This window comes from Cytobacillus sp. QJM3NY_8 (assembly GCF_056173585.1).
Map to the genome: position 1 here is coordinate 4048735 of NZ_CM149681.1, position 18488 is coordinate 4067222.

Genomic DNA, 18488 nt, shown 5'->3' on the forward strand with positions numbered 1-18488 from the left:
AAGCGCCTATGCGGCTAGTAAATGGCCCCGGTATTGCTCCGGGGTCATTTTATTTAAGCCCCATTGATAACGATGCTGGTTATATTCCTCAATCACTCGATCCACTTCTTTTCTAACATCTCCTAAATTATCTAATGATTTATACTCTGCTAAATCCTTAAAGTGCCCAAAGAAACTTTCCATTGGTGCGTTATCCCAACAGTTTCCCTTTCGGGACATCGATTGTATTAAGCCAAGTTCTTTTACTTTGCTTTGGAATTGGGGATGGGTATAGTGGAAACCTTGGTCAGAGTGCAGTATGGCTTCTGGATGAAAATGATCGCCAACAGCTTGTTTTAACTTTTTAAGCGTCTTATATACAATATCCATTTCTAACGAAGTGGATAGATGATAAGCGACAATTTCTTTGGTAGCTCCATCTTTTACGCAGGATAAGTATGCTTTTTGTCCCTTTCCGAAATAGAGATAAGTAATGTCAGTAAGCAGGACTTTTCCTGGTTCTTCTTGATTAAATTCTCGGTTAAGGAGGTTGGGACAAGATCGATGCTCATGGGTTGCCTTAGCCATTTTACGATAAGGATTGGCTTTCCTTACCTTTGTTACAAGATTATATTTTGCCATCAGACGCCTAATCTTTTTGTGGTTCATTACCGATGAATAATCATTCTCCATAATCATTTTGATCTGGAGGACACCTACTTTTTCTTTTTTACTTATGAATATTTCTCGAATTAACTCTATATCCAATTGATCCTTCTCGTCACGTTGTGCCCGTAATTGTGCTGCCTTCAGCCAATCATAGTAGCCACTTCGACTTACGCCTGCCAGTTCACACAGGTAGGAAACAGATTTTTTCAACTGATATGTTCTGATGGTTTTCTCAATTAAAGAAAACTTCTCAGCTGCCGTTAGAATCGTTTCTTCATCAACGCCTGCCTTTCTAGTTCTTCCAGCTTTTTTAAGAAGTCATTCTCTGCCTCAAGGAATTTAATCCTTGCCTCAGCCTTCCTTAGTTTCTCCTCAATGGAAAGTTGTTTAGAAGAAGGACGTCCAGTGCTCCCTTTACCTCGACGTTCCGTAAGGAAACCTTCCTCCCCGAACCTTTCGAATGTTTCTCTCCAACGCTTAAGACAACGTTTTGGCTGTTCCTTGCCAATCATCTCGAGATCAAAGCCTTGTTCAATAAAGATTTGCGATGGTGTTTTCCCACTTTTGTACTCCGCCACTGCTTTTATCTTAAATTCAGAACTATAGGAGATTGACCTCTCAGAAGCCCTCAAAACATTAGGATTCTTTTCAAGCTCTTTCATTTGGAATTCATTATAGATATTCTTACTCATAAAAAATCCTCCGCCTTATTCATTAAAACTATTGAAACACAAAAAACCCCAGAAAGGGGCACTTTTTTATCAGTGTCCACTATCTAGGGTATAGTTCAATAAATAGCTCCATGCTTCTTTTTTATTTAATTTATTGAAAACATTCCGGGCACTTCCCATATATTTCGAACTTATGTCCAGAAACATCATATCCCTTGAGATTTTCCTGTACCTGCTTCATGGGACAGACTTCGATTTCCTTCGTTTTGCCGCAATCCAGACATATAAAGTGATGATGATGATGTTCATGTGAGCAAGTAAAGCGGAAGTGTTTTTCCCCTGATAGCTCTGTCATCTCAAAAATATCCAGGTCCACGAATAATGATAAGTTTCTGTAGATTGTATCAAAGCTGAGTCCAGGGTAATTATCCTTCATTTTTTCCAGAACATCTTTTGCCGTTAAATATTTATCGCTATCAGCAAATAGCTGAAGCATTTCTTCCCTCTTCCCTGTATGCTTATAGCCTTTATCCTTTAAAAGCTGCATGGCTTCATCAACATTCATACTTTCACCTCATTGTTTGCTCTGAAATAACTTCGGATAGAATTCCTTTATATTATGCCGGCCTCAGGCCTGCAATTTTTTTAAACAAGATTGTCACAATCAGTATTAACACGGCAATCATGACGATTGTTCCGCCTGGAGCTAAATCTATATAGTAGGAAATCGTCAGCCCGCCTAAAACTGAAATTTCACCGAAAAGCATGGACAGGAAAATCGTCTGTTTGAATCCTTTTGCGATTCTGATGCTGGCAGCAACCGGCAAAGTCATAAGTGATGAAACCAATAAAATACCCACTATTCTCATGGAAGCAGCTATGACCAAAGCTACCATGACAATAAATATGAAGTGGACACTTTTTGCAGCTATTCCAGATGCCTTGGCATGCTCTTCATCAAATGACAGCAGAAACAATTCTTTATAGAGCAGCACCACAAGTGCAATAACAAACACGCTGATGATTAAAATCGTCCATAAATCCAGCCGGCTGACCGCACTGACACTGCCAAAGAGATAACTGAATAAATCAGTATTGAACCCGTCAGCGAGTGAAATAAATATTACTCCAAGCCCAATGCCTCCAGATAAAATAATAGGAATAGCAAGCTCCTGATAATGTTTATAAACAGCCCTCAGTTTTTCAATAAACAATGACCCTGCTACGGAAAAAGCCATCCCCATATATAACGGATTCAACCCGCTCAATCCGATAAATTTCTTTTCAAGCAGCAAGCTTGCAGCGATCCCAGCAAGTGTCACATGACTTAAAGCATCGGCAATTAAAGACAGCCTCCTGACAACAATGAACACACCCAGTAGAGGAGCAATGATTCCGATGATGATTCCCGTTAAAAAAGCATTTTGTAAAAATTCATATTGAAGGATTCCTGCAATCATCTGCCTGCTCCTTTATCGTGGTGATGATGGTCATGATTATGTGTCAGAACATGTACATCATGCCCGTAGATTTCTGACATTTCATTGATATTTAAGCTTTCAAATTCTGCTGTATTTCCATGGAAATGCAAATTCTTATTCAGGCAAGCCACATGAGTGACTTTATCAGAAATTGTGCCAATGTCATGTGTAACCAGCAATAGAGTTATACCAAGCTTCTTATTTAAATCATCAAGCATCTCGTAGAAAGACTGGACATTTTTTACATCTACACCTACTGTGGGTTCATCCAATATTAGCAATTTTGGATCGCTTACCAATGCCCGGGCAATGAAAACCCGCTGCTGCTGCCCGCCTGAAAGCTCGCCTATATTGCGTCCGGCAAACTCTTGCATGCCAACAGATTCAATAGCATGCAGAACTTTTGCCTGATCGGCCTTGCCCATAAATTTAAAAAGCCCCAGCTTCTTTGTAAGGCCGCTTGAAACGACTTCAAAGACCGTTGCCGGGAATCCTGTGTTAAATGAATTTGCCTTTTGAGAAACAAACCCAATGTTCTGCCAATCCTTAAAGCGGCTTATTTCATTGCCAAACAGTTTAACGCTCCCCTTCTGCACTTTAAGCAAATTCAGGATAAGCTTTAGCAGGGTTGATTTTCCCGAACCATTTGGCCCGACGATTCCAAGGAAATCTCCTGAATTAATGGTCAGATTAATATCCTCCAGGACATTTTCTTTCTCATATCTATAAGAAACATGATCTATTTCAATAATTGGCTGTGCCATTTTTATCACCTTACATATTAAGAATCATTACGATTTACTAACACAGTATACAGGAACCTGCATTCAAAGTAAAGGTACATGCTTATTTATTGGAATTTCAAAACTTATTGTCACTATTCATATTCTTAACTCATAAAGTACTGAGGAGGAGTGATGAACATGAAAATATTCGAAAACATCATTAATCACAAACTAAGCAATATTACAGCAGATGAATTATTAAAATATGGAGAGCAGTTCAACATCAGAATTACAAAAGCGCAGGCTCAGAAAATTGCAGACCATTTGAGAGGAAAGCAAGTAAACATCTTTGATGATCGGGAACGGACAAAAATAATAAAAGAAATTGCCAGGATTGCGGGTCCGGAAACTGCAAGGGAAGTAAACAGGCTGTTTTTGCAATTTACAAAATAGGACTTGGCTTATAATACTTAATTACTCATGCAAAAAGCTGTGCATTCTCGGGCACAGCTTTTTATTATAGTTATCCAGCCGTAATGGCTTCTAGTAGATTTTCATTGAATTCCTTGCTGCGCAGCATATTAATTTCTTGCTTATAAGGCGCTTTTTTATTGTTTTTATCTTCGCCAACATAAGGAGTCTCCAGAATTTTAGGGATATCCTGTAATTGAGGATGATGAACAATGTAGTTTAACGCACTGAAGCCAATGTGGCCAAATCCGATATTCGCATGACGGTCTTTACGCATTCCGCGCTCATTCTTACTGTCATTAATATGGAGCACTTTCAGGCGGTCAAGCCCAATAATCTTATCGAATTCTTCCAATACACCATCGAAATCATTTACAATATCATATCCTGCATCATGCGTATGACAAGTATCAAAGCATACAGATAAATGGTTGTTATAATTGACTCCCTCTATAATCATAGCCAGCTCTTCAAAGGATTTCCCGCACTCCGAACCTTTTCCGGCCATGGTTTCTAGTGCGATCTGCACATTTTCTTCGCCATTTAAGACTTCATTCAAGCCCTCCACGATTTGTTTGATGCCGGCCTCTGTTCCAGCTCCTACATGTGCACCTGGATGAAGAACAATCTGCTTAGCACCAATCGCTTCGGTGCGGTCGATTTCAGAGCGAAGGAAATTAACGCCTAATTCAAATGTTGAAGGGTTTGAAGTATTCCCGATATTGATAATATAAGGAGCATGTACAACGATATCAGCAATCCCGTGCTCTGCCATATGCTTCAGCCCGGCCTCAATGTTCAGATCTTCGATTTTTTTTCTTCTTGTGTTTTGCGGGGCTCCTGTATAGATCATAAATGTATTGGAGCCATATGAAACAGCTTCTTCACTTGCTGCTAAAAGCATTTTTTTTCCGCTCATGGACACATGTGATCCAATTTTCAGCATGACGATACCTCTCCCTTTAATATTTCTTTTAAAAATTTGTTTTACTTATAAACCATGCCCGTTGATTTCCACTGCGTGCATTTTGATTTCCGGAGGAATGAGAGCCTTCTCGGATTCGACTGCAGGGTCTCTCACTCCCTCTCCTCCCGCAGGACTTTGACTAAGCTTCCTTGAATTAACTTTTCAAGAATCAAATCCCATCAGCTCCCAACCAACTCAGTGGTTAAGACGAGTTAGCAGGTCAAAAGTCTTGCAAAAATTTATTTGCGCTTTATTCTTCTTTCGCGTTTTTTAATTTTATCCATTTCCCATTTCATTTTCTTTTTATATCCTGGTTTTACTTTTTTTGGTTTTTTCACTAGTGATGCAGCTTTTTTATCAATGTCATCTGTTTGTTTCTGTCTTGTTTTTCGCTTATTGCGATTATCCAGGTCTGTCCATTCACCTTTTTGCAGATCTTTGTGCTGGAATTCCAATCCCATTTTTTCAAGTCTGTTTAATGCATCTTCATCGGAAGTCTCATACACCGTCACAGCAATTCCCGAGAATCCTGCACGCGCTGTCCGGCCAACCCGGTGTATATAAAAATCAAGATCTGTCGGAAGTTCATAGTTGATTACATGGCTGATTCCCTGTATGTCAATGCCCCGGGCTGCCAGGTCTGTTGCCACAATATATTGAAACTCAAGGTCGAGAATCTGCTTCATCATTTTCTTTCGCTCACGAGGGTTAAGGTCTCCGTGAATCCGCCCGACTTTTAGACCTTTGCTGATTAATCCGTCTGCCACTTCATCTGCCTTTTTCTTGGTGTTGGTAAAAACAATGGCTAAGTAAGGATTAAGCGAAGTCAATGCTTGGTAGACAAGTTCCACTTTGTTTCGATGTCTGGACGGCAAAAGCCAGTGCTCAATATTAGCTGCTGCTGCCTGCTTAGGCTCAACGTGAACATATTTCGGATTTTCCATATATTTCTTCAGGAAAGGCTTTAGCTTCTCCGGAATGGTAGCTGAGAACACAAGCATCTGAAGCTTTTCCGGCATCCTTGCTGCAATCTGATCAACATCCTCTATAAATCCCATATCAAGCATTAAATCAGCTTCATCCACAATAAGAATTTCTGCAGTATGCACAAATAGCGCCTGTTCCTTTACAAGGTCATTAATTCTTCCAGGAGTCCCTACAACCACATGAGGCTGTCTTTTCAGTTTTTCAATCGTTCTCTGCTTATCTGTTCCGCCGATATAGCAGCGGGCAGTTATCTCTTCTCCTTCTGGACAATGCTCTGTTACTTTAAGAATTTCATGATAAATCTGGTTGGCCAGCTCACGTGTCGGTGCAGTAATAATGGCCTGAACCTCCTGGCGGGATGGATCAACTTTTTGAAGAATAGGCAGTACGTATGAATGAGTTTTTCCTGTACCTGTCTGCGACTGGCCAATGGCGCTTTCACCCTTCAGTACTGCAGGAATCATTCTTTCCTGAATTTCTGTCGGCTCGAAAAAGCCAAAATCCTTAACCGCTTCTATAATAAAAGGCTTCAAATTAAATCGGTCAAATTTCGTTTCGTTCATATAAAAACTCCTCAATTATTCAGATTCGCCTCAGTTCAGGCAGCATCCGAAACATATATTAGTGAAGTAAGATCTACTAGTATCAACTGCAACTTGCTGGTTCCGAGCTTTTCCTACATCCTGTTATTATAATAAAGTTTCCTGCAAATAACCACTCATACAGGCATTTATATTTTTATGATAAGCTTTTTGGGCGATTTTAATAAATAAATTGGTTTCTTCTGCTTTATGCCTAAACCAAAATGGGATAAACGCATACTTTATTATATGAAATTTTATTAAGAAGCAGAAATGTGCAAAGAAAGGAGGCCAATAGATATGATGCCAGGATCAAGACCCCCTATGCGCGGAGGAATGCCTCCCCATCCTTTTATGACACCGATGCAGGGAAGACCTCCTATGGGGCCAATGATGAGCGGTCCTCCGGGAATGAAACGCGGTGGAGGCAGGGGAGGATTACTTTCAAAAATATTGGGAAAAGGCAATGCACAGCCTGCAGCCGGAATGGGGGGAGCAAGAGCAGCAGGAGGCTCCCCCGCAGGTGGAGGCATATTGCAGGCAATAAGCAACCCTTCTTCCATAAACGGCTTTTTAACAAACACTCAAAAGGTTCTAAATACCGCACAGCAAATTGGACCTATGGTTCAGCAGTATGGTCCGCTGGTCAGGAATCTTCCTGCTATGTGGAAACTTTATAGAGGTTTGAAAGATGCCCCTGAAGCTGATGAGACCGCTTCTGAACCTAAAGAGGAATCCAATCAGACGAAAGCAGAAAAAAAGAAACCAGATTCCCAGAGCAAAAAAACCAAAAAGGCACCTGTCTCTGAAAAGCCAGCCGTTAAATCATCTTCAGCAGAAGGTATTTCCAAACCTAAATTATATATTTAAAGAAAAGGATGCTGAGGCATTCTTTTTTTGCTTTTTATTAAGAAGAATTACTCCTTTTGTAATATCGGTTTATCTCTTATATAATAGAAATGCAATATGGGATTTTTCCGCATTAGAAATAGAACTCACTTCAATTCAGATATAAGCTTTCATTAGGGAGGATAAGCAGATGAATGTCATAAAAATCTCTCCTCGGGGGTATTGTTACGGTGTGGTGGATGCAATGGTTATTGCCAGAAACGCTGCACTTGATCCGGCATTGCCAAGACCCATCTATATTTTGGGTATGATCGTTCATAACAAACATGTAACAGATGCTTTTGAAGAGGAAGGCATTATTACACTTGATGGGAAAGACCGCAAAGAAATCTTAGATAAAGTCGATAAAGGCACTGTCATTTTTACAGCACATGGCATCTCACCTGAAGTGCGTGAAGCAGCCAAACAAAAAGGCCTTGTGACAATCGATGCTACGTGCCCTGACGTAACAAGAACACATGATTTAATCAGAGAGAAGGAAAAGGAAGGTTTTCAAATCATTTACATTGGCAAAAAAGGCCATCCAGAACCTGAAGGTGCAGTAGGTGTAGCTCCTCAAGCAGTCCATTTAGTACAGACCATTGAGGATGTAAATGAACTTAGCATACAGGCTGATAAAATACTGGTGACTAATCAGACTACAATGAGCCAATGGGATGTCGTACATGTTATGGATCAGATAAAGGAAAAATATCCTCACGCAGAGTTCCACAAAGAAATCTGCATGGCTACCCAGGTGCGCCAGGAAGCTGTTGCGGAACAAGCTGGCCAGGCTGACGTTTTAATCGTCGTGGGGGACCCAAAGAGCAATAACTCCAATCGTCTTGCACAGGTATCAGAAGAAATTGCCGGTACAAAAGCCTACCGCATTGCTGATATAACTGAACTGGATGTGAATTGGCTAAAAGATGCAACGACAGTTGCAGTCACAGCAGGAGCCTCTACACCGACACCGATCACAAAGGAAGTCATCACGTTCCTGGAACAATTTAATCCCATTGATGAATCCACATGGTCACGCGAGAAAAAAGTGCCATTAAATAAGATACTTCCTAAAGTGAAGAAGCCTGCAAAGCTATAATCAAAAAGACCGGTCCCTATAGGAGACCGGTTCTTTTTTAGTCAAACAAACTTAAATGGATCCGTATGAATTTCAGAAGGAAAAATGGATACGCTATACCCTTTTCCAGAACACATCTGTACTAATTTTTGGGCAACTCCCTTTTTCATTATTTTTTCCACATTATGTCCCGGATCAACAATATTGAGGCCCATCATCATGGCATCATGTGCCACATGATAATACATGTCACCCGTAACATATACATCAGCCCCCTTCATCTTTGCTGACATGAAGTATTTATTTCCATCTCCGCCCAGGACAGCAACTTTCCTGATTTTGGATGAGAGGTCACCTACTACCCGGACTCTATCCACTTCAAGTGTATGTTTTACATGCTCTGCAAATTCCTTTAGAGTCATCTCGCTGATTTCTCCAATTTTGCCAAGCCCAAGAACTTCCCCCTTGTTTTCAAGCTTATAAATATCATAAGCAACTTCTTCATAAGGATGGTTTTTGAACATGGCCGACAGCACTTTCTTTTCTATATGTTCAGGATAAATGGTCTCAATGCAGACTTCTTCAACAGTCTCAAGCTTACCCTGCTGGCCGATATGCGGATTGGCCTCCCCATTAGGCTTAAACTGCCCTGTTCCACGGGAGGCGAACGAACAATGACTGTAATTGCCAATTGAACCTGCCCCTGCGTTTCCAAGCGCTTGCCTTAGTGATTCAGCATTTTCTTCAGGGACAAACACAGCGAGCTTTTTCAACTCAGTTTCATATGTTGGATATAAAACTTCTGTGTTGGTCAGCTTCAGTGCATCAGCTAGCATATCATTGACCCCGCCTTTGGCGATATCCAAATTGGTATGTGCTGCATATACGGCTATATCATGTTTGATAAGCTTTTCAATAATTCTTCCGGATGGAGTATCCGTTGAAATTTTTTGCAGCGGCCTGTAGATTAACGGATGATGAGCAATAATCAGCTGTACCTTCTTTTCAATTGCCTCATCAACGACTTCTTCCAGCACATCAAGGGCAATCATGACATTTTCAACGGGGGTGTTAAGCCTGCCGATCTGGAGGCCGATTTTGTCTCCTTCCATCGCATATCCTTTTGGGGAGAACTGCTCAAATAATTGGATAATCTCATGTCCATTTATTTTTTTCACTGTTTCAGTACCTCCTCTGCCATTTTGATTTTCTCCTTCAGCTCCTGTTTTCTCTTTTCTGTTTCGCTGGAGTATGCGGCTTTATCAAGCTGCAAAAGGATTCTCTCCCAATTTTTCTTTTCACCAATCCACTTGGTTCGAAATACTTCGGATTTTTGCTCCATTAGAAAAGGGCCCATCAGCAAACCTTGTTCTTTATTCTTGTATGGTTTCAAAGGCTCTCCTTTTTCAGCTGCAAGGATTTCATAAATCTTTCCGTCTTCTTCAAGAATTTCTTCGGCGATTAGCTCCCAGCCGTTAGCAATCAGCCAGGTTCTAATCGAGATGGCACTTAAATTCGGCTGGAGGATAAGCCTCTTTATAGCAGCAAGCTTGCTCTTCCCATCTTCAAGAATGCTCGCAATTAAAGCGCCTCCCATGCCCGCAATGGTTATACAGTCTACTTCGCCTGGCTCAATTACTTCAAGGCCGCTGCCTTTTCTTACAGAAATCTGATTCTCGAGCCCTTCCATTTTCACCTGTTTTTTGGCTGATTGAAACGGCCCTTCCACCACTTCACCAGCAATAGCAAAAGGGACAATGCCTTTCTTTACTGCGTAGCATGGCAAATATGCATGGTCTGAGCCTATATCAGCCACTCGTGAACCAGGGGGGATATAATTTGTTACAGCTTCAAGCCGATTTGATAATTTCTCTGTATTCATTCTGTCACCACTTATATATGTATTGTAACAAGCGCAGAGCGCCTGCCTATCTGCTCCTCCTGAGAGAAAAGCTAAAAAAAGCTATCGTAATTTGCGATAGCCTTTCTTATAGTATAAAAAAAGTCCTTTACATATGCAAAGGACTTTCATTATAGGTATTACTTAAGGCCTGCTAACCATTCAGCCATTTCGGCAGCTTTGTCTTGAGGCACTAATCCTGGAGGCATTGAGCCTTTACCGTTTACTACGATATTTGCGATATCATCTTGTGATAAACGATCGCCTACACCTGTTAGAGCAGGACCAACTCCACCTTGATACTGGTCACCGTGACATCCGATACAGCTCTTCTGATAAATTTCTTCAGGGGTTGCAGCTGCAGTTTCTTCAGTTTCAGCACCGCCGCCTTCCTGTTCTTTAGCAAGCTCTTCCATATCGCCAAGACCTTTAAAAGAAACAAGGAACATTGCTACCACACCAAAAACCATAATTAACACAAATGGAATGATTGGATTGCGATTCATGATTTAACCTCCCTTATGTAAGCACATTCAGTTTAAGTAAGTATACAAACAATCTCTATTTTACTTTAAAAAAGTCAGAAGGAAAAGCCCTATTGTAAACTTTGTCAAATCTTGTTCATAAAATGGACAAAAACTCCATCCTGAGGGTGGAGTTTTTGTCTCTTCATATTATTAAATTTAGCACCCAATAAGGCGTGCAATGACCATTCTTTGTACTTCTGAGGTACCTTCACCTATTTCTGTGAGCTTTCCGTCTCTCATGTAGCGTTCTACATGGTAGTCTTTCATATAGCCGTATCCTCCGTGGATTTGGACGGCCTGATCGGCGATTTCCATACAGATTTCAGAAGCATAGAGCTTGCACATGGATGCTTCTTTTGCGAAAGGTCTGCCCTGGTCTTTCAGCCATGCAGCTTTGTAAACCATATTCCTTGCCAGTTCAATTTTCATTGCCATATCTGCAAGTTTAAATTGAATAGCCTGAAAATCTGATAATGAACGGCCAAACTGCTTGCGTTCCTTTGCATACTGGAGTGCCTTGTCATAGGCAGCCTGCGCTATTCCCAGAGCCATGGCTCCAATTCCAATACGTCCTCCATCCAATGTAATTAAAAATTGTTTAAAGCCCTCTCCTTTTTTGCCGAGCAAGTGCTCAGTCGGAACGCGTACGTCTTCAAGGACAAGTTCAGTAGTATTTGATGCATTGAGTCCCATCTTTTCGTAATTATCGATCACAGTAAATCCTTCTGCATCCGTTGGAACAATAATTGCGCTTATTTCTTTTTTACCATCCTTTTCACCGGTGACAGCAGTCAATGCTAAATGCTTAGCATAGCTTGCATTTGTAATGAAACACTTATTTCCGTTAATGATATATTCTCCATCTTTTTCTACGGCTGTTGTTCTCGTACCGCCTGCATCAGAGCCTGCATTTGGTTCTGTCAGACCGAAAGCTCCAAACGACTCACCTGTACAAATTGGCACCAGATATTTTTGCTTCTGCTCTTCAGTTCCAAATAAATAAAGCGGTGCTCCGCCAAGAGAAATATGCGCCGAGTAAGTGATTCCGGTAGAAGCGCACGCTCTGCTCAATTCTTCTGTTACAATAGCGAAACTTACAGTATCTGCCCCTGCCCCACCATATTCTTCAGGGAAAGGAAGTCCCATTAAACCAAGATCCGCCATTTTTTTAAAAACTTCTATCGGGAATTCTTTTGTACGGTCTCTTTCCAAAGCCCCCGGTGCCACTTCTTCCTGAGCAAATTCCCTTATGGTTTTATAGATCATATTCTGTTCGGCCGTCAAGTCAAAATTCATTTACATCCCCCTTAAACACAAAAGTTGTTGTATACGCTTTCATTACTATTATATAAGGGATACAAGAGTTTTCTCAACATTTAAAAACTTTTTAAAATATTTTATTATACGAATATAGAAATAACTATTAAAAAGCATCCTAGCGCCCCGGAAATCCATAAATATTGAAACTTCAATTTCAAACCCGCAAACAGCCAAAGAACGCAATTAATTACTAGGGCAGCATAGAGAGCTTTCTGGTTTTCGCGATATACCTCCGATACTAGTGCAACAGATCCCATCAGTAAATTCAATGCTGCTGATATGATGGGAATATGCATTAATTTTGCTTTCCTAAAAAAATAAAAAACAAAGAATATACACGTGAAAATAAAAAGAATCAAAATGGCAGTTTGCAAAATAATAGACAATTCAGTAAAATAAATTAATAAAGCAGAAATTGGAATAAGCAGCAAGAAAATAAGATTGGCCAGATTCAGACCCATTACACTTTTATGCTTTTTTATTTCCTTCGGCTGACTTCCTTCCGTATAAAGAGCCAGCAGGTAGTCACAATATCGATCAGGGAGCATTCGGCTTTTCTTCCAATACAGAAGTTCGTTAACAATGACCTTTTTTCTGTTTTCATCCAACCAAAGCACATCCAGTCAAAAAAAATAGTTTACTTCCATTTTAAGAAGTAAACTATCCACTGGCAATTCTTTTTTATTCTAAGAAGTCTTTTAAACGCTTGCTTCTGCTGGGATGACGCAGTTTTCTTAAGGCTTTGGCTTCAATTTGACGTATACGCTCCCGGGTAACGCCAAATACCTTGCCAACTTCTTCTAAAGTCCTGGTTCGGCCGTCGTCCAGTCCGAATCGAAGACGAAGAACATTTTCTTCCCGGTCAGTAAGTGTGTCAAGAACATCTTCAAGCTGTTCCTTAAGGAGTTCATATGCCGCATGCTCTGATGGAGAAGTGGCATCCTGATCTTCAATAAAGTCACCTAAGTGAGAGTCATCCTCCTCACCAATAGGTGTTTCTAATGAAACAGGTTCCTGTGCAATCTTAAGAATTTCTCTTACTTTATCTGGAGTTAAATCCATATCTTCAGCAATTTCTTCTGGTGTTGGTTCGCGGCCAAGATCCTGAAGAAGCTGACGCTGGACACGGATCAACTTATTGATGGTTTCAACCATATGGACAGGAATACGAATTGTACGGGCCTGGTCAGCAATTGCTCTTGTGATGGCCTGGCGGATCCACCATGTTGCATACGTACTGAACTTAAATCCTTTGCGGTAGTCGAATTTTTCAACCGCTTTTATCAGTCCCATATTTCCTTCCTGAATAAGGTCAAGGAATAGCATTCCGCGTCCCACATACCTTTTAGCAATACTTACAACCAATCGGAGGTTAGCTTCTGCGAGACGTCTTTTTGCTTCTTCATCGCCTTCCTCAATTCGATTGGCAAGTGCGATTTCTTCCTCTGCAGAGAGTAAATCAACACGTCCAATCTCTTTTAGGTACATACGGACAGGATCATTAATTTTCACACCCGGAGGGACACTTAAATCATTAAGGTCAAATTCCTCTTCATTTTTTGCAAGCTCCTGAACATTTGGATCTTCATTTTCATTGTCTCCGACTAATTCAACACCCTGATCTCCGAGGAATTCATAGAATTCATCCATCTGGTGGGAATCGACTTCAAATTGAGACAATCTTTCTGCTATATCATCATAGGCAAGGACACCTGTCTTTTTTCCTATTTCAACTAATTGATCTTTCACTTGTTCAAGGGTCAACTCTGTATCAACCTCTTTTGAACGGGCCGACTTTTCAGCCATATGTCCCCCTCCTTCCAAAAATCAAACACATTCTTAATACATCTTGCAAATGGGACTATTCCTTAGGAGACGCCTAATCCCCAGAAACATTTATTTGAGGCACAAGGCCTTCTTATAGTGACTTTCGCAAATGAAGGATCTCCATTGCGATTAAAGCCGCTTTAGCATAATCCTTTTGTCGTTCTGCTTCTTTTTCTTCATTTAGTTTTTCCTTTATTTTTAACATCTTTTGATAATTCAACACCTGTTTAAGATAATCTGATAATTCCTGTTCGCTTATTTCATCGTTAATGGACATCATTTCTATATCCACCACAATTCGCTTAAGCTTTTCATCTTTTATAAAATTTATAAATGCACTCGGATCAGGCGTATGGCCTTTTTCGTAGAAACCTAAAAGATAGGTAATAATTGCCTGGTGTTCATCGATGTTAAATGTATTTCCCTGAAGCATATCCTGAACTTTAAATGCTATGTCACTATTCCTGAGCATGTGGGCGATTAGCCTTCTCTCCGCTGTATGGTAGGCGGGTTTAAGACTGTCAGCCCTTTTTGGTGTTTGAAGCCTTTTTTGAGGTTCGAAAGCACCTTTCCCTTTATGGGTGTTCCTTCGCTTCTCCGTATAATAGACCTGTTTTTGCTGCTCTTTCAAGGCTTCCAGAGAAAGTGAGAATTCATTCGCAAGCTGGCGCAGATAATGATCTCTTTCGACCGCTTTATCCAGCTGGCTGATCTCCTTTAATACCTCTTCGATATAAAGGAGACGATCTCCTTCATTTTGAAGCCTTTTCCCCCTGCGGAGATAAAGCATCTTAAATGCCATAAAGGTTATGCTGGACTCGATTACATCATGACGAAATTTTTCTTCTCCGAACTCATTAATATAATCATCCGGATCATATCCGTCAGGCATGAGCGCCACTCTGATCTGGCATCCTGCTTCCATTAGCAGATTTGCAGCCCGGTATGCGGCTTCAATACCTGCATTATCGGAATCATAACAGATCGTGATTGATTGAACATTTCTTCTTAAAGAAGCAACATGTTCTTCAGTTAAAGCGGTGCCCATCGTACCAACGCCATTGCCGACACCAGCACGATCAGCAGCGATTACATCTGCAAACCCTTCAAAAAGAACGGCCTTCTGCAATTTTTTAATCTGTGGTCTCGCCAAATGAAAATTATATAAAGTTTTGCTTTTATTGAAGATTACAGTTTCAGGGCTATTTAAATATTTGGGCTCATCGTCCCCAAGTGATCTTCCCGAAAAAGCAATCGTATTTCCGCTGCGGTCAAAAATCGGGAACATGATTCTATCTCTGAAGCGGTCAAAATAGTTCCCATCTTTCTCCCTTTTGATAATCAGTCCTGCCCTTTCCATAACATCTGCCGGGAATTTTCTTTTAGTAAGGAACTTGAAAACAAAATCCCAGGACTTCAATGAATAGCCGATTTGAAATTTCTCAATCGATTCCATTGTAAAGCCTCTATTAAGCAAATATTCAAGTGCATGCTGACCATCTTTTGTGTTTACGAGCAGATGGTGATAAAATTTACGTAGAAGCTCATGAGCTTCCATCATCTGCTGTAAATCTACAGGCATTGATTTTGCTGATGCTGCAGATGCCGCATCAATTTCAAGCTTGACATTTCCTTTTTCAGCGAGTTTCAAGGCTGCTTCCTGAAAGGAATATCCTTCTAATTCCATTAAGAAAGAAAAGGCATTGCCTCCCGCTCCGCATCCAAAGCAATGATAGATTTGCTTTTCGGGCGATACAGAAAAGGAAGGAGTATTTTCGCCATGAAAAGGACAAAGCCCAAAATAGTTGCGTCCTTGCTTGTTTAATTGAATATAGTCGCCAATGACATCAACAATATCTACAGCTTGCCGAATCTCATTTACTTTCTCCTCGGCGATCCGTTCTGCCATATGAACAACTCCATTACTTACTCAGGTATTCGATAAACGTTACTGAATTCCTTCAAGATTCGACAAAATTTTTGTCAATTGCTGCACAAACCTGGATCTGTCCTCTCGGCTGTATGGTTTTGGGCCTTTCCCATAAACTCCTCTTCTTCGCGCTTTCGCTGAAAGGTGCCTCATTTCAAGCGCGGTCCGAATTTCATTTTCCTCAAATAAAATTCCCCTGGGAGAAAGGACATAAACACCATTGAGCAAAAGAGTTGATGCCAATCCAATATCTTGAGTTACAACTACATCTCCTGATTTCACATAATTCATTATGAATAAATCAGCAGCTTCCTTACTGCTGTCAACGAATTTCCAGACAGCCCCATTTAGGTCATTTTTCATATGGGCATAAGAAGCAACAAATACTGCGTCCAACGTAAAGGAATTGGCGATTTCGACAATTTCTTCTTTAACGGGACAGGAATCAGCATCTACTATAATGTTCGGTTTGCCTGATGTTCTAATAATTCTACATCACTCCGCATAATCCTTCTTTGCATGAATAACTTTTGCATTGTGAGATATGTCGAATTTTTTCTTGGTCGAAAACTTGACATGCCACAATAAATAGTTTATTCCTTCGCAATGAACTCTAAACCTATTCAGGGACATTTTTATCACAATTTTTTATTATAGTACATTAATCTCTATTTTGCCATTAATTTATCTGGGATGAATATAATTTAATTTACAGGTTTTCCCCTGAAAAAAGCCATCCTTAGAATGGAGCTTTATTTCGGGGTTCCAGAGGAGTCTCCCGCTCCCTATTCTACCCTAAGCTAAACAGCCTAAATGCCTAGTATAAAAAAGAAAAGGCACATAAAAAATTTATGTGCTAGCTTTTCGGAAAGCTTTTACGGTATTGATTTAGAATCATATTGGCTGTTTCTTCTACTGCCTTATTCGTGACATCTATAACCGGGCATTTAATTTTAGATACAATCTTTTCAAAGTAACCTATTTCTTCTTTGATTCTCTCTATATTAGCATAGCTGGCATTATCGCTTAAACCTAGCGATATTAGACGTTCTCTCCGGATAAAGTTTAATTTCTCAGGACTGATTTTCAGGCCGAAGCACTTATCAGGCGGGACAAGAAACAGCTCTTCTGGAGGATCGACTTCAGGAACAAGGGGAACGTTAGCCACTTTAAGGCGCTTATGTGCCAGATATTGAGAAAGAGGTGTTTTTGATGTCCTTGAAACGCCTATTAACACTATATCCGCTTTTAATATCCCACGAGGGTCTCGGCCATCATCATATTTAACAGCGAACTCGATAGCCTCAATCTTTTTAAAATAATCCTCATCAAGCTTTCTGACCAGTCCAGGTTCAAAAAGAGGGGTAATGCCGCAGGCTCTTTGGATTTGATCCATTAAAGGGCCAACGATATCAAAAGCATATATTCCTTCTTCTGCAGACCTCTGGTTAATATACTTCCTCATATCCGGCTTAACCATTGTATAGGCTATCATGCCATTATCCAGTTTTGCCAGCGAAATGACTTCATCAATATGTATTTTTTCTTCAACATATGGGAAGCGCTTAATAGATATATCACTGCCATTAAACTGGCTTGTGGCAGCTTTTGTTACAAGTTCGGCCGTTTCTCCCACTGAGTCCGAAACGACGTAGATGATCGGCAATTTTTCCATTCTTCAACACCATCTCCTTCTTACTTTGCTACTTTTCGCCGGCCAGGGCCAAGAATGCTTTTGTCAGGTTTGTTTTGGTTATCCGGCCGTTTACTTCGAACCCTTTCTCTGTCTTTTTTACAACAGGAAGGGCATCGATTTGCTTTTCAATCAGCTTTTTAGCAACTTCTATGAGCAAATCATCTTTTTCACACATCGTAATATTAGGCATTCTTGTCATAATGATATTAACAGGGATAGAATTAAGCTCCTGCTTGCCAATACTAGCCCTAAGCAAATCCTTCCTTGACAAAACCCCTACAAGCAGTGAACTCTGGTCCACTACAAATAGCGTGCCGACATCTTCCAGAAACATAGTCACAATTGCATCATATACCGATACATTCTCATTAACGACTACAGGAATGGATTGATAATCTCTTACATAAAGCTTCTGAAGGTTTTCTGTCAACAGCTGTGCCCCGGTTTTTCCTGTATAAAAATATCCTACACGCGGACGGGCATCCAAATAGCCTGCCATCGTTAATATAGCCAGATCCGGCCTTAGTGTTGCCCTGGTTAAGTTAAGCTGTTCCGCTATACTCTCACCAGTGATCGGTCCGTTTTCCTTTACGATTTCTATGATCTTTTCCTGCCTTTTATTTAATTCGATCTTCCTCACCACCTATTCTGAACAGGGTATGCTAATGGCACTCATTTCCCATTATAATAATGTTATACTTTTATATAATTATTATATACTATTTGTCATAAATGAAAAGATGTGTTTCCTATATAGTTCTCTTTACTTCGCCCAATATGTCCAAAAT

General features: G+C 40.4%; 19 protein-coding genes. 3 read left to right on the forward strand and 16 right to left on the reverse strand.

Annotation, left to right across the window (positions count from 1 at the left end):
• Nucleotides 1-6: 6 nt before the first annotated feature.
• The 4 genes from AC0VZ9_RS20880 to AC0VZ9_RS20895 form a co-directional block, all read right to left on the reverse strand.
• Nucleotides 7-1340 (reverse strand): IS3 family transposase gene (locus AC0VZ9_RS20880; protein ID WP_099049178.1). Its coding sequence is split into 2 segments (ribosomal slippage): nt 7-968 and nt 968-1340, totalling 1335 coding nucleotides; the frame shifts between segments, so codons are not numbered across the junction.
• A 130-nt stretch (nt 1341-1470) separates the two neighbouring features.
• Complete coding sequence (gene zur / locus AC0VZ9_RS20885) at nt 1471-1884, reverse strand: zinc uptake transcriptional repressor Zur (protein WP_019382847.1); 414 nt, start codon at nt 1882-1884, stop codon at nt 1471-1473.
• 52 nt (nt 1885-1936) lie between these two features.
• The gene (locus AC0VZ9_RS20890; protein ID WP_009332976.1) at nt 1937-2779 is read right to left on the reverse strand and encodes a metal ABC transporter permease; all 843 of its coding nucleotides are present in this window, start codon (nt 2777-2779) and stop codon (nt 1937-1939) included.
• Entirely contained in the window at nt 2776-3564 is a 789-nt protein-coding gene (locus AC0VZ9_RS20895) for a metal ABC transporter ATP-binding protein (protein WP_217033081.1), read from the reverse strand. Before AC0VZ9_RS20895 ends, AC0VZ9_RS20890 begins: the two co-directional genes overlap by 4 nt.
• Before the next feature lie 159 nt (nt 3565-3723).
• Between AC0VZ9_RS20895 and AC0VZ9_RS20900 the strand changes: the two genes are divergently transcribed.
• The gene (locus AC0VZ9_RS20900; RefSeq protein WP_019382849.1) at nt 3724-3978 is read left to right on the forward strand and encodes a DUF2624 domain-containing protein; all 255 of its coding nucleotides are present in this window, start codon (nt 3724-3726) and stop codon (nt 3976-3978) included.
• Between the two features lie 70 nt (nt 3979-4048).
• Here the strand turns inward: AC0VZ9_RS20900 and AC0VZ9_RS20905 are convergent, their stop codons facing one another.
• A complete protein-coding gene (locus tag AC0VZ9_RS20905; RefSeq protein ID WP_475396689.1) occupies nt 4049-4942 on the reverse strand; it encodes a deoxyribonuclease IV in 894 nt (297 codons plus the stop codon).
• A gap of 260 nt (nt 4943-5202) precedes the next feature.
• Nucleotides 5203-6513: a DEAD/DEAH box helicase gene (locus tag AC0VZ9_RS20910; protein ID WP_019382851.1), complete on the reverse strand. Its 1311-nt coding sequence runs from the start codon at nt 6511-6513 to the stop codon at nt 5203-5205.
• A 318-nt stretch (nt 6514-6831) separates the two neighbouring features.
• Here AC0VZ9_RS20910 and vrrA point away from each other — a divergent pair, with 318 nt between their 5' ends.
• Together vrrA and AC0VZ9_RS20920 are read left to right on the forward strand one after the other, a co-directional pair.
• Nucleotides 6832-7401: a VrrA/YqfQ family protein gene (gene vrrA, locus AC0VZ9_RS20915; protein ID WP_019382852.1), complete on the forward strand. Its 570-nt coding sequence runs from the start codon at nt 6832-6834 to the stop codon at nt 7399-7401.
• 169 nt (nt 7402-7570) lie between these two features.
• A complete protein-coding gene (locus AC0VZ9_RS20920; RefSeq protein ID WP_475396690.1) occupies nt 7571-8521 on the forward strand; it encodes a 4-hydroxy-3-methylbut-2-enyl diphosphate reductase in 951 nt (316 codons plus the stop codon).
• A 41-nt stretch (nt 8522-8562) separates the two neighbouring features.
• Here the strand turns inward: AC0VZ9_RS20920 and AC0VZ9_RS20925 are convergent, their stop codons facing one another.
• From AC0VZ9_RS20925 to ccpN, 10 genes are all read right to left on the reverse strand, one after another.
• Complete coding sequence (locus AC0VZ9_RS20925) at nt 8563-9678, reverse strand: Nif3-like dinuclear metal center hexameric protein (protein WP_475396691.1); 1116 nt, start codon at nt 9676-9678, stop codon at nt 8563-8565.
• The gene (locus AC0VZ9_RS20930; protein WP_475396692.1) at nt 9675-10382 is read right to left on the reverse strand and encodes a tRNA (adenine(22)-N(1))-methyltransferase; all 708 of its coding nucleotides are present in this window, start codon (nt 10380-10382) and stop codon (nt 9675-9677) included. The genes AC0VZ9_RS20925 and AC0VZ9_RS20930 overlap by 4 nt, the downstream gene beginning before the upstream one ends.
• Nucleotides 10383-10540: 158 nt before the next feature.
• A complete protein-coding gene (gene cccA / locus AC0VZ9_RS20935; protein WP_009332985.1) occupies nt 10541-10906 on the reverse strand; it encodes a cytochrome c550 in 366 nt (121 codons plus the stop codon).
• Between the two features lie 177 nt (nt 10907-11083).
• On the reverse strand, nt 11084-12223 hold the full coding sequence (locus AC0VZ9_RS20940) for an acyl-CoA dehydrogenase (protein WP_009332986.1): 1140 nt from the start codon (nt 12221-12223) through the stop codon (nt 11084-11086).
• Nucleotides 12224-12327: 104 nt separating this feature from the next.
• A complete protein-coding gene (locus tag AC0VZ9_RS20945; protein ID WP_342025643.1) occupies nt 12328-12855 on the reverse strand; it encodes a hypothetical protein in 528 nt (175 codons plus the stop codon).
• Between the two features lie 73 nt (nt 12856-12928).
• Nucleotides 12929-14053 carry an RNA polymerase sigma factor RpoD gene (gene rpoD / locus AC0VZ9_RS20950; RefSeq protein ID WP_009332988.1) on the reverse strand — a complete coding sequence of 375 codons (1125 nt, stop codon included), beginning with the start codon at nt 14051-14053 and terminating at the stop codon, nt 12929-12931.
• Between the two features lie 112 nt (nt 14054-14165).
• Nucleotides 14166-15983 (reverse strand): DNA primase, encoded by a 1818-nt coding sequence (dnaG, locus tag AC0VZ9_RS20955; protein WP_475396693.1) that lies wholly within the window; start codon nt 15981-15983, stop codon nt 14166-14168.
• A gap of 39 nt (nt 15984-16022) precedes the next feature.
• Nucleotides 16023-16490, reverse strand: a complete 468-nt coding sequence (locus AC0VZ9_RS20960) for a YaiI/YqxD family protein (protein WP_026041796.1) — start codon at nt 16488-16490, stop codon at nt 16023-16025.
• Between the two features lie 370 nt (nt 16491-16860).
• Nucleotides 16861-17679: a pyruvate, water dikinase regulatory protein gene (locus AC0VZ9_RS20965; protein ID WP_009332991.1), complete on the reverse strand. Its 819-nt coding sequence runs from the start codon at nt 17677-17679 to the stop codon at nt 16861-16863.
• A gap of 28 nt (nt 17680-17707) precedes the next feature.
• Nucleotides 17708-18343, reverse strand: coding sequence for a transcriptional regulator CcpN (ccpN, locus tag AC0VZ9_RS20970; protein WP_009332992.1), 636 nt, complete (start codon nt 18341-18343; stop codon nt 17708-17710).
• Between the last annotated feature and the right edge of the window lie 145 nt (nt 18344-18488).